The organism is Mesorhizobium kowhaii, assembly GCF_042431665.1.
Classification (GTDB): domain Bacteria; phylum Pseudomonadota; class Alphaproteobacteria; order Rhizobiales; family Rhizobiaceae; genus Mesorhizobium; species Mesorhizobium kowhaii.
This window is the reverse complement of the sequence record NZ_JBHLYT010000008.1, coordinates 146,693-166,832: the sequence shown is the minus strand read 5'-3', so window position 1 is coordinate 166,832 and position 20,140 is coordinate 146,693. Positions and strand designations below refer to the sequence as shown.

General features: G+C 60.1%; 19 protein-coding genes. 8 read left to right on the top strand and 11 right to left on the bottom strand.

What is annotated here, in order from left to right:
• Positions 1 to 131: 131 nt before the first annotated feature.
• Genes minE through minC form a run of 3 tightly spaced genes read right to left on the bottom strand, consistent with a single transcriptional unit; the run spans position 132 to position 2,089 of the window.
• Positions 132 to 404: a cell division topological specificity factor MinE gene (minE, locus tag ACFFNA_RS10535; RefSeq protein WP_024501686.1), complete on the bottom strand. Its 273-nt coding sequence runs from the start codon at positions 402 to 404 to the stop codon at positions 132 to 134.
• A complete protein-coding gene (gene minD / locus ACFFNA_RS10530; protein WP_111543354.1) occupies positions 401 to 1,216 on the bottom strand; it encodes a septum site-determining protein MinD in 816 nt (271 codons plus the stop codon). Before minD ends, minE begins: the two co-directional genes overlap by 4 nt.
• Positions 1,217 to 1,270: 54 nt before the next feature.
• Positions 1,271 to 2,089, bottom strand: coding sequence for a septum site-determining protein MinC (minC, locus tag ACFFNA_RS10525; RefSeq protein ID WP_378917982.1), 819 nt, complete (start codon positions 2,087 to 2,089; stop codon positions 1,271 to 1,273).
• A gap of 746 nt (positions 2,090 to 2,835) precedes the next feature.
• Here minC and ACFFNA_RS10520 point away from each other — a divergent pair.
• Entirely contained in the window at positions 2,836 to 5,100 is a 2,265-nt protein-coding gene (locus tag ACFFNA_RS10520; RefSeq protein ID WP_378917980.1) for a KAP family P-loop NTPase fold protein, read from the top strand.
• Positions 5,101 to 5,327: 227 nt separating this feature from the next.
• Here ACFFNA_RS10520 and ACFFNA_RS10515 read toward each other — a convergent pair whose 3' ends face one another.
• Entirely contained in the window at positions 5,328 to 6,359 is a 1,032-nt protein-coding gene (locus ACFFNA_RS10515) for a hypothetical protein (protein WP_378917978.1), read from the bottom strand.
• Positions 6,360 to 6,707: 348 nt separating this feature from the next.
• Here ACFFNA_RS10515 and ACFFNA_RS10510 point away from each other — a divergent pair, with 348 nt between their 5' ends.
• Both ACFFNA_RS10510 and ACFFNA_RS10505 read left to right on the top strand, forming a co-directional pair.
• On the top strand, positions 6,708 to 7,112 hold the full coding sequence (locus ACFFNA_RS10510) for a hypothetical protein (protein WP_378917976.1): 405 nt from the start codon (positions 6,708 to 6,710) through the stop codon (positions 7,110 to 7,112).
• A gap of 306 nt (positions 7,113 to 7,418) precedes the next feature.
• Entirely contained in the window at positions 7,419 to 8,162 is a 744-nt protein-coding gene (locus ACFFNA_RS10505) for a bestrophin-like domain (protein WP_378917975.1), read from the top strand.
• Between the two features lie 87 nt (positions 8,163 to 8,249).
• Here the strand turns inward: ACFFNA_RS10505 and ACFFNA_RS10500 are convergent, their stop codons facing one another.
• The 3 genes from ACFFNA_RS10500 to ACFFNA_RS10490 all read right to left on the bottom strand — a co-directional run bounded on the left by ACFFNA_RS10500 (position 8,250) and on the right by ACFFNA_RS10490 (position 10,517).
• Positions 8,250 to 8,762 carry an OmpA family protein gene (locus ACFFNA_RS10500; protein WP_378917973.1) on the bottom strand — a complete coding sequence of 171 codons (513 nt, stop codon included), beginning with the start codon at positions 8,760 to 8,762 and terminating at the stop codon, positions 8,250 to 8,252.
• Positions 8,763 to 8,771: 9 nt separating this feature from the next.
• On the bottom strand, positions 8,772 to 9,431 hold the full coding sequence (locus ACFFNA_RS10495; RefSeq protein WP_378917971.1) for a L,D-transpeptidase: 660 nt from the start codon (positions 9,429 to 9,431) through the stop codon (positions 8,772 to 8,774).
• Positions 9,432 to 10,055: 624 nt separating this feature from the next.
• Entirely contained in the window at positions 10,056 to 10,517 is a 462-nt protein-coding gene (locus tag ACFFNA_RS10490) for a cupin domain-containing protein (protein WP_378917969.1), read from the bottom strand.
• A 263-nt stretch (positions 10,518 to 10,780) separates the two neighbouring features.
• Between ACFFNA_RS10490 and ACFFNA_RS10485 the strand changes: the two genes are divergently transcribed.
• Both ACFFNA_RS10485 and ACFFNA_RS10480 read left to right on the top strand, forming a co-directional pair.
• Complete coding sequence (locus tag ACFFNA_RS10485) at positions 10,781 to 11,314, top strand: FecR domain-containing protein (RefSeq protein ID WP_378917967.1); 534 nt, start codon at positions 10,781 to 10,783, stop codon at positions 11,312 to 11,314.
• Between the two features lie 6 nt (positions 11,315 to 11,320).
• Complete coding sequence (locus ACFFNA_RS10480; RefSeq protein ID WP_378917965.1) at positions 11,321 to 13,189, top strand: CHASE2 domain-containing protein; 1,869 nt, start codon at positions 11,321 to 11,323, stop codon at positions 13,187 to 13,189.
• 31 nt (positions 13,190 to 13,220) lie between these two features.
• Here the strand turns inward: ACFFNA_RS10480 and ACFFNA_RS10475 are convergent, their stop codons facing one another.
• The 4 genes from ACFFNA_RS10475 to ACFFNA_RS10460 all read right to left on the bottom strand — a co-directional run bounded on the left by ACFFNA_RS10475 (position 13,221) and on the right by ACFFNA_RS10460 (position 14,412).
• Positions 13,221 to 13,343, bottom strand: coding sequence for a hypothetical protein (locus ACFFNA_RS10475; protein WP_378917963.1), 123 nt, complete (start codon positions 13,341 to 13,343; stop codon positions 13,221 to 13,223).
• Positions 13,340 to 13,765, bottom strand: a complete 426-nt coding sequence (locus ACFFNA_RS10470) for a globin family protein (protein WP_111543346.1) — start codon at positions 13,763 to 13,765, stop codon at positions 13,340 to 13,342. Before ACFFNA_RS10470 ends, ACFFNA_RS10475 begins: the two co-directional genes overlap by 4 nt.
• 163 nt (positions 13,766 to 13,928) lie before the next feature.
• Positions 13,929 to 14,078 carry a hypothetical protein gene (locus tag ACFFNA_RS10465; RefSeq protein WP_378917961.1) on the bottom strand — a complete coding sequence of 50 codons (150 nt, stop codon included), beginning with the start codon at positions 14,076 to 14,078 and terminating at the stop codon, positions 13,929 to 13,931.
• A 19-nt stretch (positions 14,079 to 14,097) separates the two neighbouring features.
• Positions 14,098 to 14,412, bottom strand: a complete 315-nt coding sequence (locus tag ACFFNA_RS10460) for a DUF2934 domain-containing protein (RefSeq protein WP_378917959.1) — start codon at positions 14,410 to 14,412, stop codon at positions 14,098 to 14,100.
• A gap of 484 nt (positions 14,413 to 14,896) precedes the next feature.
• On the opposite strand from ACFFNA_RS10460, the gene ACFFNA_RS10455 reads away from it, so the two are divergent.
• The 3 genes from ACFFNA_RS10455 to ACFFNA_RS10445 are packed head-to-tail and all read left to right on the top strand — an operon-like array spanning position 14,897 to position 20,132.
• Positions 14,897 to 19,021, top strand: a complete 4,125-nt coding sequence (locus ACFFNA_RS10455) for a Pls/PosA family non-ribosomal peptide synthetase (protein ID WP_378917957.1) — start codon at positions 14,897 to 14,899, stop codon at positions 19,019 to 19,021.
• Positions 19,018 to 19,479 (top strand): GNAT family N-acetyltransferase, encoded by a 462-nt coding sequence (locus ACFFNA_RS10450; RefSeq protein ID WP_378917955.1) that lies wholly within the window; start codon positions 19,018 to 19,020, stop codon positions 19,477 to 19,479. The genes ACFFNA_RS10455 and ACFFNA_RS10450 overlap by 4 nt, the downstream gene beginning before the upstream one ends.
• Positions 19,476 to 20,132 (top strand): 4'-phosphopantetheinyl transferase family protein, encoded by a 657-nt coding sequence (locus tag ACFFNA_RS10445; protein WP_378917953.1) that lies wholly within the window; start codon positions 19,476 to 19,478, stop codon positions 20,130 to 20,132. Before ACFFNA_RS10450 ends, ACFFNA_RS10445 begins: the two co-directional genes overlap by 4 nt.
• Positions 20,133 to 20,140: the final 8 nt, after the last annotated feature.

Below are 20,140 nucleotides of genomic sequence, written 5' to 3'. Positions count from 1 at the left end.
GACGCAGAATCTCATTTCCCGGCTTGTATTACCAAATGCTTATCAACGTCCTAACAATGCCAGCCGGCGCGGGTGGCGCCGCCCCCCACGCCGCTGCTGCGCAGCGACCTTCAGGGGGCGGGTAAAAAAAATCAGCCCGCCATCGCCAGCGGCACGGCGCTCTTGTTGGGGATCTGGATGTCGATTTCCAGCGTCGACATGGTCTCGCCGCGGTCCATCGAAACCTGCAGATAGTCCTGGTCGATCTGCACATGTTTGGCGATGACGGCCATGATCTCCTCGCGCAGGATGGAGACGAGGTCGGGCTGGCTGCGGTTGCGGCGCTCATAGGCGAGCAGCACCTGCAGCCGCTCGCGCGCCACCGGCGCGCTGGAGCGCCGCTTGAAGATGTCGAGCAGGTTCATGCCGCCCTCCTTCCCAAAAGACGATCGAGAAAACCCTTGCGTTCGAACGGCACGACGACGGGCAAATCCTCGCCCTCGAGCCGCCTCGCGGCGTCGATATAAGCCTTGGCGGCCGCGTTGAGCGGCTCCGACAGCGTCACCGGCGAACCGAGGTTGGAGGCCCTCAGCACATCCTGGCTCTCGGGAATGATGCCGAGCAGCGGCGTCGACAGGATTTCCAGCACATCGTCGATGGAGAGCATTTCGCCGCGCGCGGCGCGCGCGGCGTCATAGCGCGTGACCAGCACATGTTTGGCGATCTGCTCGCCCTGCTCGGCCCTTAGAGTGCGGGCGTCGAGCAGGCCGATGATGCGATCGGAATCGCGCACGGAGCTCACTTCCGGATTGGTGACGATGACCGCCTCGTCGGCAAAGCGCATGGCGAGCTGCGCGCCGCGCTCGATGCCGGCCGGGCTGTCGCAGAACACATAGTCGAACACCGAGCGCAGCTTGTCGATGACCTCGCCGACGCCGTCCTCGGTCAGCGCATCCTTGTCGCGCGTCTGCGAGGCCGGCAGCAGGAACAGCGTCTCCACCCGCTTGTCGCGGATCAGCGCCTGCGAGAGTTTCGCCGAACCCTGGATGACGTTGACGAGGTCGAACACCACGCGGCGCTCGGCGCCCATGATCAGGTCGAGGTTGCGCAGGCCGACGTCAAAGTCGACAAGCGCCACCTTCTTGCCGGTCTTGGCGACCGCGGCACCAAGGGCTGCCGTCGAGGTCGTCTTGCCGACGCCCCCCTTGCCCGAGGTGACCACCACTACCTTGCCCATGAAAATGCCTCCGTTGTTGTTGCTTTGTTGTTGTTGCAGCCCATATCGGCCCGCTCAGCTGAGCGGCACGACGCGCAGCGCGCCACCGTCGAGAAACGCCTGAACCGGCTTGCCGCGTGAATCCATCTCCTCGGCGGTGACGTACCAGCCGTCGACCGCCAGAAGCTCGGCCTCGTTGCGGCGACAGAAGATACGCGCGCCCTTGTTGCCGAGCGCACCGGCCGAAGCGCGCCCGCGCAGCGTGCCATAGACATGGATCGAGCCCGCCGCGATGATCTCCGAACCGGAAGCGACCGAGCCGAGCACGATGACATCGCCATGCGGATGCACGATCGCCTGGCCGGAACGGATCGGCGACTTGATCATCAGCGTGCCCGAAGCCTCCTGCCCAACCTGCGGCTCGCTCTCGCCTGCTTTGCTTGTGCCAACCTTGTCAGCCTGCGCGCGCCCCACATCGGCGCGTCCGGCACCTGCGCGTATCGCGTCCGCACCAACCTCTGGCGCCGTGCCCTTGTCAGCCCCGCTCGCCTTGCGGCCAGGCAGCAGGCCATCGGTCGTCGCCTCCTTGGCGCCGACCAGAACCGGCGGCAATCCGGCGCCAAGCGAGGCCCCTTCGAGCTCGATGGCATAGATGCGGATGCCGCGCGTCGCCAGTTCCGCCACCAGCGCCGCGATCTCGCTCGCCTGCGGCTTCATCGTGTTCAGATCGAGCAGCACCGGGCGGCCTGAGAAATAACCGGGCGAATTGCCGATCCAGTGATCGAGCCCCTCCAGCCAGGCCGCCAATGGACCTTCAGGAGTCAATGTGAACGCGACGAAGGAGCGGGCGCGAAAGCGAATGGATTTGGCCTCGAGGGGAGCGGCAAAAGTCACTGGCGGCGAATCCTTACTGATAGGTAAACGCTAGCGAGTGAATGGTTAACGAATGGTTAATGCGAGGGGTGTTGGGGGGACCGTTGGAAGTAAGGTTCCTGACAGGGTCCTGCCGAGCCCTTGTTCAGGCGAACCAGCAACACATTCGGTAGCTTCCCGCGACATCGGGAAGACGCGCAAGGCACGAGTCATCTCGTGCATTCCCCCACCGCCTGCGGCGCTATCGCGATCACAAAGACCGGACAGTGCCACGGATATCAGCGCTGCTGTCAAAAATAATCGTGTGTGACGCGTCGCCGAATACTTGTGCAACGTCGTCCGCCACGTAATGTTGCCGGCGGGTATGTCTATTAAAAAGTGAGGAAATATTGAAACGTGTTGTTTTGACAAAATCGGGTGCTGACCAGTCTCGCGGGATATGCCACGCCGCCAGACAAGATATCGGGAATTCCAAATTCTGGACCCTGCACACAGGCCAACAAGCCACGGCTGGCCGTCATATCAAACCAGCAGAACAAGGCGTCGACTGGAGATGCGCTCGGCGTCTTCTTGATCGGCGACCGGTCGCATCCATGTCGGGTGGGGACCACGAGGCGGAAATCGATATTCTTAAGGGCGCTTCGGCCGCCGAAGACGTAGATGTCTCGGGAGGCTGACGTCCATGCGCTTTGAGAGTCCATGCCTCCATGATCGGGGCTCATTGCGCTAAATCACAAGCTCACCACCAAAAAGAGCCAGGTTGGGTAATGGAAGATAATCATCGCACCTTGGACGCCGATCGCGCGATTCGTTCGAGCGGCGATGACCGCTTTGGGTTCACGGATATTGCAAAGAAACTTGCGCTATCCGTCGTATCGGCTTCAGCACGGCAAGGAATGGTAATCACCGTCGAGGGCAAATGGGGATCGGGAAAATCCAGCTTAGTAAATTTACTAAAGCAAGAAATAGACGACGACACAAGCAACAACACGACTGTTGTGTCATTCTCACCGTGGCTTATAGGCGACCAGGATGATCTGGTAGTGGCGCTAGTTAGCGCCATAGCCGATGCATGCGAAAAGATTGAAGGTGAACAACTGGCGCCTGAGCCCAAGACTTGGAGAGATGGATTTCGGCAACGCGCGTCCGACGCCAAAGATAAGGCTCCAAAGTTAGCCTACGAACTCCGGTCATTCGGCGTGGCAGCGGGTCGAAAGATCGCACCAATTCTTAGCTTAGCGGGCCTATTCGTTCTCGGGGTGGGTATGGCGGGCGGTGCGATAGAGAAAGGGGCGGATCTATTAGAAACTTGGGCATCTGATGAAAATCTCGATGAAAGAAAAGCATCGCTTTCCAGTCAGCTCGCCAAACTCCCTCACAGATTTGTTGTGCTTATCGACGATCTGGATCGGCTGGAGCCGGCACAGGCAGTAGAGGTAATCCGACTAGTTCGCTCGGTCGCGGATTTCCCAAACGTGATCTACATACTCTGCCACGACAAAGGAATCTTGGCGCATGCGATTGAGAATGTCCTGAGAGTCGCGGATGGGGCAGCCTATCTACAAAAAATCATTCAAGTTTCCTTCAATATCCCACGGCCAGAGTCATTTGATCTTCGGCAATGGTTGCAAGAGGAGCTGATTAGCCTTTATGAAAAAGAGACGGGTCATCAGCAAGATCGAAATACGCTAGACGATTTGCTCGCGGCCGTTGGGACAGTCGGAATTCTTCTTCAGACTCCGCGCGATGTAAAGATGGTAGTAAATTCTATAAAATTTCATTTTCCTCCAGTTAAGGACGATATTTATTATCCGGATCTCTGCTGGTTGCATATGAGAAAGATATTGCATCCCGAACTGTATGAGTGGATTGAGACATATCTTCCTGACTGGGCATTGATCAGCCAAGGTTATGCTCGTCCAACCTCTGATGAGTCAAAGGGGTTGGCTGATCAGTTAGCAAGAATTCTAGACAGAGAAGATGTCGACTCCCTTCGGTCAATTTGGTCACTGATCGGATATATACCGGGCGTAGAAAGAAACCTTCAAAATAATAGAACAGATCTATTTAGAGAAATACCAAATTCTGAGATGCAAAACCTAGAGAGGCAGAGACGACTTGGAAGCCCGTCTCATTATAGGTTCTATTTTGCCTTTGCATCACCAAGAACATCATTCACCGAAAGTGAGTTAAACTACATAATTGACATAGCTGATTCCTCCATAAATGATTTTGAAGATGAAATAGTGAGACTGTCGGAGAAATCGAGAGCTACTGGCGGATCTTGGTTTGACTATTTCATCGATCGAGTTAACCACCAAACGATTCAAGAGTGGGACGGGAAACGGCTATCGATTTTTTCTCAAGCAATAGCCAATGTCATGGACATCGTGGCGGAATCTGAACTATCGGCGCGAACTTTTGGGCGACTGTCAGTTGCTTATCGCGCCAGTGAGTTGGTCTATCGAATGCTCAAGATTTTGCGCGACAAAGACACTGCGCTTTTTACTGAAACCCTGAAGAAAATTCTGGAAGATGGATCATCGATAGGTTGGTTGGCCGAAGAGTTTGTTAGCTCCGAAATGCGGCGCCATGGAAAAATTGGCGACCGCCCGAAGCCAGAGAACGAATGGTCGCTGACGGACGCCGAGGTTGAGAGCGCCAGAACTATCATCTTGCTGCGACTGCAAAAGCCAGAAGAAAGAGAGAAGCTAGCGCAGATCACAGACCTCGCTTCGACCCTCTTCCGATGGCGTGAACTCGACCAAGGGAGTTTCGAAGAGCCACAGAAATGGTTCGCTGAACAAATCAAGTCTGATCAGAACTTCATCAGCCTGCTCAATAAAATGCGTGGTCGCGTATCTTCGACTGAAGGGACGTTTTTCCCCTTGGCACGACGGGATGTGTCGCCCTTCACTGATTGGGAAGATGTCAAGTCTCGCCTGCACAAAATCGCGGGAAATAGTGTGGTTGATCCTGCATTGTCTACTCAGGCAAAGGACCTTCTTGCCGATATTCAGGAGCGTGGCTAAGCTTCGAGCACGGGCGGCATCCGGCCTTTCGGCGCCTACCTCTCAATCGGCACCTCACCCTCCGTCGCCTGCCCATCCGCCGCTAGCAGCGCCGCCACCATCTCCCTGTCACCCGACGCAGCCGCCCTGGCGAGTAGCCGCCCCCCGCCCCTCAATGCCGCTTAAATTGAAATACTGCACCTCGCGCTCATACTTCTCTGCCGCCTCACGCGGTCGCCGCTCAGAGGCTAATCTTCTTCGCCTCCTTCGTCCTGATACCAGTCATCCTCCGCCTCGGCCTCATCGGCGATTTCATCGACCCACTTGCCGCCAGCTCGACTGCCGATGGCGTTGTAAAGCTGTGCGAGATGGATATCGCCGTTAGCGTAGTCCACCAAAGCTGTTCGATTTTGCGCCCATCTAGCCGCCATGCGGGGCACCAAATCAGGCAAATCGTTCAGAAAGAATTTCACCGTGCGCGGCTGTGGTTCTTCGCTGGCGACGATATCGGTGAAGCCAAGAGATTCTTTGTGTTTGGCACGGTTTGCAATCTCAGCTGTATCAGAGGGAAAGTACTGATGATAACTCTCATGCGCAATGAGTCCTGCGGGCTCTAGTAGATTGGTTCTTGTTGAATAATGTATCCGCCTAATTACGAACACAGGTATAGCGTTGAGTTCAGAACAACGCAAAATATGATGTTTTATAAAATTATTTCGAGGGTATGTCCATTCACGGACATTTTTGCACTCGATGCACAGAACTCCTTCATCGTGACCATACTGTAAAAAGTCTGGCTGTCTGTCGGTCTTATTGTCACCGAGTATTGTGGGTGCCTTACGCTGTGAGAAGCGGCCAAATTTGTTTTTTGGAGCACCTAGATAGAAGTAGCCATCGAAGTGATAGCGCCCTTTAGCTTCCTTTGTGGTGCGAAGCGCCTGAAAGGTGGCTACTTCCAAGGCGTCGCCGAGGAGTTGAGAATAGGCAGTGCTTACAGTGTTATATAGCGTGGAGAGCTCAGAGAGAGGTGCGGCGATTTTGGAGTGCTTAGTCCCGATGTTTGAGTACCACGGAACGTCAGGAAATTCCTGGCTGTGATGCTCTGCCAGACGGTTCAGCGCGAGCATGTCCTTGATGGCGTAGGTTATTAGATGTGGGTCGACCCGCTTATGGATGGGGCCTTGATCCGAGATTTTTTGCTCCAGTGTCCTTTGGTGCGCGACAGGGTAGGTATCGAGCACCGAGAGGATGCGGCTTTTGGCGAGCGCGATACGATCCATCGCCTCTTCGCTCTTTGCTATACGCCGATCGAGGAGCGACCTTGAGAAGGGCAAGAAAATCAAACCCTTAGTGTTCATATATGTACATAGGAATAGTTCGGGCTGAGGCGGGGATGCAAGCCTTTGGTTTTGGCCTTCGCGATTTGCCCCATATCCGGAGCGTTTTTGCCGTTGCACAGATCACGATCTATGCAACGTCTCCGCCACAGGAATCAACTGTTTGGATATGGGTCACTCGGTAGTTCATCCGATTCAAGTCAACGTGTTTGCGTCGGCAACCGGCAGAGCGGACCAGATAGAGCCGTAGCTGAAAACGCCGCCAGGAACACGACCCCGGCGCACTATGGTGTGCCCGAACTGTCGCATAATGTTGCCGACAAACGCTCCGATAGCCTGTTTGGCAAAGTCATCCGTTCTGACTTGGGGGAAATCTCTATCAATTTCGTGGGAGAGCGCGGCCACCGCGGGGACGGCGACGCGAGAAAGAGCAGCATACTCGGCATAGCGTGCGGGATCTTCAGCCAGCGCCGCCAAGGCTCGCCCGAGTTCACCTGTACGAAATGTACCATATCGATCGCCAGCCATTTTGCACTCTCCTTTTCTCAGCACAACATCGCACAGCGTGCTCTTGCTGTCAAGGGATCGCTGCGTGCTGTTGAAGGCGCCATGACGCCGGTCGGCACCCTGCTGCCTCTGCGCAACGCGGCAGCAAGTGCCGGTTGGCAAGCACAGGCTGACGGCAGCAGATTATGAAGCAGCCCGCCCCAAGCGCAAAACACCAACCTGACCTGCAATCCAGGCGGGATCGATTGGCGGGCAATTGGGAATCCTCCCGTCGCAAGCACCCACTGCGACGCGATCATAGAGCAGGTCTTTCGACCGGCGTGGGCAGCCGATTGCACCCGTGCATAGAGTTTGTTGACACGATGGAACACAGTGGCATTGCCACGAGTGGAACGACGGCCCTACAAACGCCTGACGACGAATTCTCAGGATGGGGCAGGCGCTACTATGAGTGGCTGGTTGCATACTCTTCCACTCGCTTGGATGGCTCTCGTCGTGTTCGGGGCCACCTATATCGTCGCGTTCATCCTGCACCAAGGCATCGCCGCTCTTTCTGTGGGCTCCACGGCGCGGTCATTCAAGGCGGTTTCGCCTGGCATGTTGCCGCCGCTGGGTATCATCTTTGGCTTGTTTGTGGCGTTCACCGCGGCTCAGGTCTGGAGCGACAGCGATCACGCCAATGCGGCAGTCAATCGCGAGGCCAGTGCATTGCGGTCGGTCGTGGTTCTGGCGAGCAGCTTTCCCGGGGAGCCCGAGGCGCGCTTACGGACGCTGGTGCGCAGCTATATCGAGGAAACGACGAGCCAGGAGTGGCCGCTGATGGCCGAGAGCGCGGCGACCCTCACCATAAGCCCGGCGCTTAACGAGGCGCTGCGGACGACGCTGGCTTTGGCGCCAGGCAATCCCGGCCAGGAGATCGCGCAGCGCGAGATTACGAGGTGGCTTGAAGACGCCTTTGAGGCACGTCGCCAACGGATTCTCGTCAGCTCCGCACAAGTCAATCCCACGAAGTGGGCCTGCCTGATCCTGCAAGCCTTCTGTGCTCTTCTCGCCATCGCGGTCGTTCATAGTGATAACCGAATGGCATCGGCGATCGCTCTTGGAAGTTTTGCGACCGGCGTGGCGGCATCCGTTCTCTTGATTCTCGCCCACGATCGGCCCTTCACGGGAGAGATCGCAGTATCGCCGCAGCCGTTGCTGCAAGTCATGCCGGAAGCCAGAGCGGGCGGCGGCGAATGATACAAGTAGGAGTGCAGAGACAGGTAAATTCCCACTTCGGTGTGGCGCGTGAGACTCTGATTTGGTGACAAGCAAAACAGCAGCCCCCTACGACTCGTCCCTCTCATCGCGCAAATTGGACACAACGCGGCGGTTCTGCGACCTGCAGGCGGCGTCGGGGCAGTCGCGGACGAGCCTGTCCTTGCCGTAGCCCTTGGCCCACATGCGGTTGCGGTCTATGCCGCCGGCGGCGAGGTAGTCCATCACCGCATCGGCGCGCTGCTGCGACAGCGCCGTTTCACTTGCGCCGGGATCGTCGGCGAAACCCTGCAGCTTGAGCAGCCAGCGCGGATGCTTTGCTAACCAGGCGATCTGGGTGTCGAGGGTGGCCTTGGCGACAGAATCGAGCGCGGCCGAACCTTGCGTGAAATAAATGCGGCGGCCGACATTGAGGATAAAATCCTCCTCGCTGCCCGGCTGGACGTTCTGGAAGCCGGCAATCTCGGCGTTGGTGATGTCGGGCGTGGAAGGGGCCAGCGTGTTGCTGGTCGAGCAGGAGGCGGCCATCACCAGCAGGCCGGCGGCGAGCAGCCGGCGCGTGTTTTCAATCATGCGGTTCATGAGCGCCAATCATTCGACAGTGGTGGAAGCGGGCGCCTGGTCGGCGATGTGCGGCAGGACCTCCACCGCGGTGCCGATCGGGCACCGCTGGTAGAGGTCGATGATGTCTTCCGGGAACATGCGGATGCAGCCGCTGGAAGCGTCGGTGCCGATGCTCCATGGCTCCAGCGTGCCATGCAGGCGGTAGCCGATGTCGGCGCCGTCGCGGTACAGATAGAGCGCGCGCGGCCCGAGCGGATTGTTGGACGCGCCGCCTGCGATCATGGGCGGTAGCTCCGGCCTGCGCTTACGCATTTCGGGGGGCGGGACCCATTGCGGCCACAGCGCGCGGCGGTCGATCGTCGCGCGGCCGTACCATTTGAAGCCGTCCTTGCCCACGCCGACGCCGTAGCGGATGGCGGTCTTGTTTTCCATGATGAGGTAGAGGAAGTGGTGGCGGGTATCGACCACGACGGTGCCGACCGCCTCGCTGCTGAAATACTTGACGATCTGGCGATGCCATCTCTTGTCGATCTTGGCGAAGTTGGTCTTGCGATAGACAAAATTGTTGTCGCTGGCGGTACCGGCGAAAAAGGATTTTGCCGTCGCGGCTTGAACAATATTGCCGGTTGCACCGACCGCGACCAGCGCCAGGCCGCCGAGCACGACACCCCTGCGTGATAAAACCATCGGCAATCCCCCATGCCTTAAGCCTGGCAGACCATAGTAGAGAATGATTTCGCCTCAAAGTGGAAAATGCTGCGTTGCTTCAGTCCGCCGTTACCGGTCTGTCCACTTTTGGGTCCGAACCCAAAATTGCAAGCGTTCTCCTATCGGCACCGACTTCAACAAAAAAATAGTCAGTGAAATTTGACCCGCCCCTCGCCGCGACGAACGTCAATACACGCCCAATCCCGCCTCCGGCCTGATTTCTTGCTTTGGGGATTCGATGCCCGGCGACGTGGACCGAGAGTGGCGAAGTCACCTTCAGGCCCTTTGCATGGCCGTCACAAACCTCGCGGAATCGCCAGACTACGCAATTACGAACAAACTCAGCCCGCCCCCTCAATGCCGCTTAAAATACTGTACCTCACGCTCGTGCTTCTCGACCGCCTCACGAGGGTCGAAAGTCCCCGCCGCTTGCCGGTTTTTTCGTCCTTCTTGCGTGATAGTGGTCATCGTCCTCGTGCTGAGAGCAGCAGGCATTCGATGATCTTCGGTCCGTGCGACCAGCCTTGGCATGAACGTCCGCAATGGGGTCGTAAGCCAAAATTCAAACTGAGACACTACCCGTCGGCGGGGCGCTTCTGGCCTTTAGGTCCGGTCGGCATTGATGAACTCGATTCCGTGCTTTGCTGCAATGTCCCTGAGGACTGACGCGCCCTGTCTTGAAGCACTACCGCTATCAATCTGGGATTCGACGACTTCTGCAACAAATGCCTCAAACAGACCCGGCGGTGAGGTGATCCCCAACTGTCGTCCGACCCCTGGACCGAGGTTCTTGACACCGTGCGGAGTTCCTCCGGGGGCAAACATCGTATCCCCAGGACCAAGCGTGCGAACCTCTTCGCCAACGCGGCCCTCGTAGCTGCCTTCGATGACCACGTGCCATTCATCAAAGGCGTGACGATGGAGCCCCGCACCTGAACCGGGAACACTGCTTGTCTCGCAGAGGCTGTAATCTCCGCCAAGAGTGGGCTTGAAGGTCATTCTGACTTGCCCGAGCTGGTAGGTCTTGCCCTCGCCTACAAGGAAAAATCCCGACGCTTCCGTCATGCGCGCCTCCTCATGCTTGCCGCTAAGCATATAGGAGGTCGGCCCGATATGGGAAATGCATACTGCATTCCGTCAAATTTCAAACTGACCCACTACCCGCCGGGGCCTTTGCTTGGTGTCGGAGCAGGTTGTCCGTGCTAGGATCGCCGGCCGGCACCCTGCTGCCTCTGCGCAACGCGGCTGCAAGTGCCGGTTGGCAAGCACAGGCTGACGGCAGCAGATTTTCTTGGCCGCAAATTTTCTGCAGGAGCAAGGGGGCGGTGATGAGTGCAAGGGACCGATTTTTCCGCAGCCTGATGATGGCTGGCCTGTTTGCCGGTGTCTTCTGGGTGGATGCCGCCCTGGCGCAGGGCGCCGGGTGTGCGTTCGCGCCGGTGGCCGGTACGTCCCGACAGATTCTGAGATGTCAGGAAGGCCTTACCATCATTGTGGAAGGTGGCTCTCGTTTCACGCTGGTGGACCGCGATCGAAACGGCAAGGTCGATGCGGTCAGGTTGCGGCGCAAGGCGCTGCTGCTCGATGCTCCGGCCGGCTCGATACCGGGTGGCTTCGCGGTTGTCACCCCGCAGGCGATCGCCGCGGCGCGCGGTACCAAATGGGCAGTCGACGTCGCCCGGGGGAAGACGTCTGTTTTCGTCCTCAGGGGTCGCGTCGCCGTGAACCGGCCGGCGTCCAGTGCCGGCGTGGTGCTGGCGCCGGGCGACGGCGTCGACGTCGAGGCCGGAACAGGACCACTGACCGTCAAGCGCTGGCCCGCCAAGCGTGTTTCCGCATTGCTGGCCCGTTTCGGCCAGTGAGCCGCAGTGAGCAGGCGAGCGCTTCCGACGCTGATCGCGCTCATCCTGGCGGGTCTTTGGGGCGCCGGCCTGGGCTTCGCGCACTGGCGCGGCAATTTGTGGTTTCTCGATCGCGTCGAAGCAACGATGACCGATCTTCGAACGCTCGTGCGAGGAACGGCAAAGCCACCGGAGCTGATCACCATTGTCGCGATAGACGACGAAGCGGTGCGGCACGAGGGTGCATATCCGCTCAGCCGCGCCACGCTTGCCCGGCTTGTCGATACGATAGCGCGGCTTGGACCGAAAGCCATTGCGCTCGACCTGCTGCTGGTCGATCCCGGGGCAAAAGACAATGATGAGGCGCTCGCGCGTTCGCTGAGCGCGAGTGCGAGCGTAATCGCCGCCGCGGCGGTCTATCCTGGAGGCGAACAATGGACGACAGCCGAGGGTGAAGGACCCATCGCCGGCGTGCCGAATGCCGAGCGGTTTCTGTGGCCGCTCAAAGCATTCTCGGATGCCGCCGCTGTCGGCGTCGTCAACGTGGCCACCGACAAGACGGGAACGCCCCGCTTCGTGCCGTTGCTGTTTCGGGCCGGAGATCGGCTGGAAACGTCTTTCCCCTTGCGTGTTGCCGCCATGGCAGCAGGAAAGGATCCAGAAATCGCGGCCGATCATCTATCGCTGGGCGGACGCTCTATCCGGACGGACGTTGGTCACATCCTGCCCCTGACATTCTATGGCCCCCGCGGCACGATCCGCACGATCAGCGCTGCGACCGTGCTGGAGGGCCAACTCGATCCCCGCACTATCCTGGATCGAATTGTGGTGATCGGAGCCACCGCAACCGGCACCGGCGATGTTTACCCGACACCGTTCGATCCCATCCTCCCGGGCGTCGAAGTCATGTCGACGGCGATTGCCCATCTGATGGGCGGCGACGCAATTGTGCGAGACCAGTATGTCCGGCTTGCCGATGCCGGCTTTGCGGTGGTGCTGCCAATGGTCCTTGTCGGGCTGTTGGCATGGCGGCGAAACGCCGGCGGCCTCGCGGCGATCGCCGGCGTGATCCTGATCTGGCTGGTGGTCAACATGACCGCTTTCCTGCACCACATCTGGCTGAGCGCCGCGCTGCCGATGACCGCCGCCATTCCGCCGGCTATCTTGTTCGGGGCCGCGCAGCTTTGGCTGGGCAGGAGCCGAGCCCAATTTTTCGCAACTCAGAGCCAATTGCTTCAACGCGTTGAAGCCCCAGGCATGGGCGAGTGGCTGGCCAAGCATGGCGACTTCCTCTCGGAGCCCGTTCGGGTAGACGCCGCCATCCTGTTCATTGACCTGTCCGGCTTCACCGGACTGAGTGAAACATTGGGACCGATCGCCACACGCGAACTCTTGAACAATTTTTATGCGTTGGTCGGCGAAGAAGTGACTAGCTGCGGTGGCGTCGTCACGAGTTTCATGGGTGACGGAGCCATGATCCTGTTCGGTCTGCCGGAACCAGCGACAAATGACGCCTTCAATGCCGCCCGCTGTTGTGTGGGGCTCTCCAGCCGCACCAACGATTGGCTCGCCTCGTTGCCTGCATCGATTGCATCCCGGCTCGGCTTCAAGATTGGAGCCCACCACGGAACAATCGTGGCCTCTCGACTCGGCGGCGAAGGCCGTCAGCACATCGCGGCCATAGGTGACACAGTCAACGTTGCCAGCCGCTTGATGGAGATCGCAGCCGACCAGAATGCGGAAGTCGCGGTGAGTGACGTCATGCTTGATGTCGCCGGCCGCGACTGCGCGTTGTTCAAATCCGGTACCCTGAAAGGACCCGTGGAAACACAGATCCGTGGGCGATCCGGCTCGCTCGCAATCTGGCTTTGGCAGAGTGCAGGGATGCTGCAGTAGAGGTTGCCTGCCCTGCAAACATCGGGGCTCCTCAATGCCGCTTGAAATACTGCACCTGGCGCTCAGGCTTCACCGCCGCCTCGCGCGTGTCAAACGTGCCGAGATTGCGGCGTTTGCCGGTCTTTTCGTCCTTCTTGCGCGCGCCTGCCCTCACGCCGCGAGTTGGACCTCGCGGGCGGCCGCGATCATGACACTCGCGAGCAAGCCGTAGGCTGCCTCCCAGGCCTCGCGCACCGCTGGCGTGAAAGCTGGGCCGAGGCCGGCCGCCAGCGTCTCGATCAGCGCCTGGCCGACGATCGGGTAATGATGCTCCTCGACACCGTAGGTGACGTGACGCTTGGCGAGTTCGCGCACGGTGGGCAGGATGGTCTCGGCACGATCCAGACCATGCACGACAAAGCCCAGGCTCGCCATCAGCTTGGCGCCTTGCTTGGTCATGTCTCTCACCGGAAACAGCGCCCGAAGATTCCCGTCGATAGCGAACAGGCGTTCATAGAACAGGGCGGCGGCAGCCGCGCGTATCGGGACGACTTCGCGAAAACTATCCTGAACTAGTCGAATCTGGTCGGGTGTCATCGGCGCGCTCCTGGGTTTGTGGGTAAGGCTCAACCATCTCCCCAGGGCGTTTCGCACGCATGTCGCCTGTCGCGTCGATGTGTTTCAATTCGGTTGCAAACTGATTTCCGATTGCATTCAGTTGCTTTCAATTTCCTTCCCGCGCCGCAATGTTCGGCAGCCCTCAACGCCGCTTGAAATACTGCACCTCGCGCTCATGCTTCTCCGCCGCCTCGCGCGTATCAAACGTCCCGAGATTCCGCCGCTTGCCGGTCTTTTCGTCTTTCTTGCGCGAATAGAGGCGGTATTTTCCGTGTTTGAGTTTTCTGATCATCGGGCTCTCCCTGGATCGATCAGGATTTCCGCTTGCCCTTGATGTTCCGCGCGTGCTCGGTCGCCGCGCGGTCGTGGCCCAGCCTGTCGAGCAGCGCCTGCGCCTCGTCGCTCGATATGCCGGTGCGCACCGCCAGTTCCTCGACCGTCAGGATGTCGGCGCTGGCGATCTCGCTTGTTTCCGGCAGCGCATCGCCCGCCGTCAGCGGCAGCGCCGCCTCCCGGTCGATCTCGGCCGCGGCCTGGTGCCAGTGCCGCTCGGGATCGCCGCCGCCTTCGCGTTCCCAGATCTCGTATGCGCGCTGCTGGATTTTTTCGTGCCGTTCGTCGCCCATGTCAGTTCCTCCGTTGCGTCAGGGAAGAACGCGACGCCAATCCGAACGATCCAAAAAATTTGCGTGATCCGTTGGGTCGGGTCGCTGGAGGCGCGTTCCACGAGTTGCCCCACCCGCAGGTCAGCTTCGCCGGCGCATTGGTTGACGAAGCATCAAACGCAAAAACCCGCCTGTGCGGCGGGTCATTGGCGCAAATCAGCACTATGGACGAATGTGTAGCATAGCTGCCCTCACCATGTCAAGAATAAATTCCTATCAAAAAGCCCCCGGAACAAAAGCCGCCGACACCGCCGGACTGGCTGTCGTCAGGCTTTGTCGACCTGAGCTCGCAGCCTCACGCGGACCGTAGGAAAAGCGCTCGGACACACTCCAGAAACAAAACTCAACAGTTCGGAAAAACTGGCGAAAAGATCGGATGGCATAAGCATCCCGCTGCGGCCGGAAATCGGCCGCGCCGGGCGATGCCCGGCCAGGACGAGAAAGTATGGAAATGGATCACGGTTTCGATATCGCCGGACGGGACGAGGCAAGACCGGGCAGCCAGCCCGAGACTTACCTCACAAGCGTCGATGCGCTCGCAAGGGTCGTGCACGACTCCGCAAGGCGCGCGCGCGGCCAGATCCTGACGGGCGCCGACTTTGCCCGGCAGGGGCAACCCGGTGAGCGGCTCGATACGGTCTTCGAGCAGCTCGCCGAGACATTTGCCGCGTTGCCGGCGGTGATCTCCGACGGCCGTGTCTGGACGTATCAGGAGCTGGACAAGCGTGCCAACCAGTTCGCCCGCCTGCTGGTCAAGCGCGGCGTGCGAAGGGGTGACCGGGTTGGGCTCATTCTCGACCGGTCGGCGGAAACCTATGTTGCCTTGCTTGCGGTGATGAAGGCAGGCGCGGCCTTTGTGCCGCTGGCCACCGCGTTCCCTGAGGAGCGGATGACGCTCATCATCGAAGACGCCAGCGTGAGCCTGATCGTCACCATCGCCGCCTACGCGTCGCGAGCCGATCAACTGCCCGTTCCCCATCTGTTGATCGACAGCGCCGCCGCGGAGATTTCCAAACAGTCCAGCGCGCCGCTGAAGCCGCATGCGAAGACCGCTGTAGCAGACGACACCTGTTACATCCTCTACACCTCGGGCACCACCGGCAAGCCCAAGGGCGTGGTCATCAAGCACCAGAGCTTCGTCAACTTCATCCGGGTCGCCGCCGCATCCTACGGATACCGGCCGGGCGATCGTGTCTATCAGGGCATGACCATCGCCTTCGACTTTTCCTCCGAAGAGATCTGGGTGCCATTTGCCGCCGGCGCAACAGTCGTGCCAGCACCTGGCCAGATGCCTCTCGTGGGCGAGGAACTGGCGGATTTCCTGCGGCACCATGACATCACCTGCATGGCCTGCAGCCCGACCCTTTTGTCGTCCATGGCCAGCGACGTGCCCAGCCTGCGCACGCTGTTGGTCGGCGGCGAGGCCTGCCCTCACAATCTGGTGGTGCGCTGGTCGAAGCCGGGGCGGCAAATACTCAACACCTATGGCCCGACCGAGGCGACCGTCACGGCGACGATGGGCGCGCTGACGCCTGATCGTCCTGTGACGATCGGCGCGCCGCTGCCAACTTACTCCATCGTCATTCTCGACGCTTCGCTGCCGCAGCTTGCCGAGCCTGGTGAACTGGGCGAGATCGGCATCGCCGGCATCGGGCTCGCGGTGGGCTATCTCAACCGGCCGGACCTGACGGAACAGAAATTCATCGCCGACTTCCTCGACCTGCCGAACAACCCGTCCAGGCGCATCTACCGGACGGGCGACCTTGGCCGGATCAATGACAATGGTGAGATCGAGTATAACGGGCGCATCGACACCCAGGTGAAGATCCGCGGCTATCGTATCGAACTCGGCGAGATCGAGGCGGTGCTGCTGGACCAGCCCGAGATCGCGCAGGCTGCCGTCACCACCTGGGAGATCGAGCCCGGCCGCGTCGAACTCGTTGCCTACTGCGCACCAAAGCCCGGCCTGCCGGCGCTCTCGCGCGCCGATCTCGGCCAGGTGATGAAGCGACGCCTGCCGGATTACATGGTGCCCTCCTATCTGGAGGAACTGCCGGCGATCCCGATGACGGTCTCCAACAAGGTGGACCTTCGCCAGCTGCCGAAACCGACAAGCGTTCGGCTTTCGGCCGATCGCACGATGGTGGCGCCCGGCAATGACGACGAGCGTTTCCTGGCCGACGCACTGGCCGCGGTACTGAAATTCGACGAGGTGTCCGTGGAGGACAACTTCTTCGACGATCTCGGCGCCAACTCGCTGCTGATGGCGCATTTCTGCGCGCGCGTGCGCACCCGGAAGGAATGGGCGACGACGTCGATGCGCGACATCTATCTCTATCCGACCGTGGCGCGCCTGGCTAAGCACCTGAGCGTAGCGGAAGAGATGACGGCGGCCACTAATGAGCCTGTTCTCACCCGCCAGGCATCGAACCTTGCCTACTGGACCTGCGGCGCGGCGCAGCTCGTGTTTTACGGGCTCTACAGCTATGTGGCGCTGTGGGCGGTCAATGACGGCCTCAACTGGATGTACGACGCGCTCGACGAGCCGCTGCAGCTCTATCTGCGCTGCGTGGCGCTTTCGGCCGCCGTGTTCTTCGGCATGTCGGGCTTTGCCGTCATCGCGAAATGGGTCCTCATCGGCCGCTGGAAGGCCGAGGCGTTTCCCATCTGGGGCCTGCGCTACTTCCGCTTCTGGGTCGTCAAGACCTTGATCCGCACCGCACCCGTCGTGCTGTTCCGGGGCAGCCCGCTCTACAGCTTCTATTTGAAGCTTCTCGGCACCAAACTCGGGAAAAATGCCGTCATCGAATCGAAATCCGTGCCCGTCTGCACGGACCTCATTTCAATTGGCGCCAACACGATCCTGCGCAAGGAATCGATGATTCTCGGCTATCGGGCCCAGGCCGGCTATATCCATACCGGGCCGCTGACCATCGGCCGCGATGCCTTCGTCGGCGTCGGCTCCACGCTCGACATCGACACCAGGATCGGCAACGGCGCCCAGCTCGGCCATTCGTCCTCGCTGCACCGCGGGCAAAGCATCCCGGACGGCGAACGCTGGCATGGATCGCCAGCCGTGCCGACCACGGCGGACTATTGCAAGGTGCGCAACGTCGATCCTTCCAACATCCGGCGCTTCCTCTTCGAAGCGGTCCAGCTGATTGGGCTGTTTGCCATCGTCACCCCGCTGCCGCTGCTGTTCCACAGCTATTGGGAGAACGTCGGCGACGACTATCAGGAGACCATCGGCATCGTCGCGATCGGCACCACGGTCACGCTTTTCGGCTACATCGCCGTGGCCTTTCTCGCGGCAACGCTGGTGCCGCGCCTGTTCAGCCTGATCCTGAAACCCGGCCGCACCTACACGCTTTACGGCTTCCGCTACTGGCTCCAGACCGTCGCCGAATTCTCGAGCAATTCCCGCGTCCTCGGCCTCCTGTTCGGCGACAGTTCGGCAATCGTGCACTATATCAGCGCCATCGGCTGGAACCTCAACAAGGTGGTACAGACGGGTTCCAACTTCGGCAGCAACCAGCAGCACGAAAACCCTCTCCTGTGCGAGATCGGCACCGAGACCATGGTCTCGGACGGACTTTTCATGATCAACATGCACAAATCCGCCTCTGCGTTCAGGCTCGAGCCAACGCGGATAGGCGAACGCAACTATCTCGGCAACAACATCTACTATCCGCCGGATGGACGCACGGGCGACAACGTCCTGCTCGGCACCAAGGTGATGGTCCCCATCGATGGGCCGTTGCGCGAAAATGTCGGGCTTCTCGGTTCGCCTTCCTTTGAAATCCCCCGCATGGTGAACCGCGACAAGGAACTCATCGCCGGTGTCGACGAGGACGACCGGCGCCGGCGCATCCCGCACAAGAACCGCCACAACATGGTGACGATCCTGCTGTTCGTGGCAACGCAATGGGTCATGCTGTTCGCCACACTGGCGATCTGGGACCGCGCGCTGAACTACTACACCGAATGGGCGGAGGTCGCCCTCTTCGTCGCCGTGCTTTTGACCTCGGCCATCACCATTCCGTTCTACATCTTCGTGGAACGGGCAAGCCTTGGTTTTGGCAGGCTGAAGCCGCAAATGACGACGATTTACGACGTCGCCTTCTGGCGCCACGAACGCCACTGGAAGCTTGCCGATTCGCCGATCGTGCGCCTGTTTGCCGGCACGCCGTTCCGGCCGATGATCCTGCGCCTGCTGGGCGTCAAGGTGGGCAAGCGGGTCTATGACGGCGGCAGCAACCTGACCGAACGTTCGCTGGTGGAGATCGGCGATGACGTCACGCTCAATGAAGGCTGCGTCATCCAGGCCCATTCGCTGGAAGAAGGCGCGTTCAAGTCCGATTTCATCCGCATCGGCAAGGGCTGCACGCTTGGGCCTTCCGCATTCGTCCATTACGGCGTCGTGATGGGCGAAGGATCGGTGGTCGATGTCGATTCCTTCGTGATGAAGGGCGAAGAGCTGGAGCCCAACTCCATCTGGCGGGGCAACCCGGCCAAGCTGCATCGGTTCGTGCAGCCGGTCACGGGCGATGGCTCCAAGGCATCGGCTTGAAGACCGGAGAAATCCGTCTCGCTTCCGTGACCGAGGCCAACCGGGCCTCGGTCACGTCCCTGGAACTGGCCCCGGAACAGATGGATTTCGTCGCCAGCAACGCGGACTCCCTGCGCGAAGCCAAATCCGATGACGACGCGCGTCCGCGCGTCGTCATGGCTGGGGATCGTGTCGTCGGTTTCCTGATGTACGAGGCGCCGCAGGATGACGACGAGGCGCGCATCTACCGTTTCATGATCGACCGCAAATGGCAGGGCAAAGGCTACGGCAAGGCAGCGCTGCGTGAAGTGCTGGACGAAATCAGAAGCCTCGGCCACATCGGCCACGTTTCAATCTGCTACGAACCGGAGAATGAAGCAGCACGACGGCTCTATAGCGCCGCCGGCTTCGTCGAACAAGGGCTCGACGAGGACGGAGAAATGATCGCCGACCTCGCCCTGCCGGCAGATGATCGTTGACGCCGCCGCCCTCCCCTGAAAGCGCGCTTGCGCAACCATCCCTGCTGCAGGCGATGATCGCCATTGCGCCCAAGAGTGTCCGGATCGGATGCCGGGTGATACGCGACGGAGACGAGGCCCATCTGCTGCCCGAGGAAGCGCGTTCCATCCCCGCGCGCCAGCCGGCCATGCGGCGCGCGAGCGGAGCCGCCCGCTGGATCGCACACGCACTGCTGGCGGATGTCGGGGTCAACGACCTCGCCATCCTGCGCGCGCCATCCGGCGCGCCGGCCTGGCCCGACGGGATAACCGGTTCGCTCGCTCATGATGACGAAATGGCCGTAGCGGCGGTGGCGCCTGTTTCCCACTTCGCCTCCCTCGGTATCGACGTCGAGCCCGCCCAGCCCTTGCCCGACGACATCTTCGCGCTCGTCGCAACCCGTGCGGACCGGACAGACGCGGCGGACCGGCATCTTGCCGGCCGCATCCTCTTTTGCGCCAAGGAAGCAGTCTACAAGGCGGTCTATCCGCTTGATCGCCAGATCCTGGGCTATGAGGATATAGAAGTGGACCTCGACGAAGGCCGCGCGATGACCAGAACGGGCCGCAAGGTCAGCCTCGTTTACTGCGTCGCTCCACGCGTGGTCGTATTGGCGTTTGTTGATGCGCGCTAGCACACCGC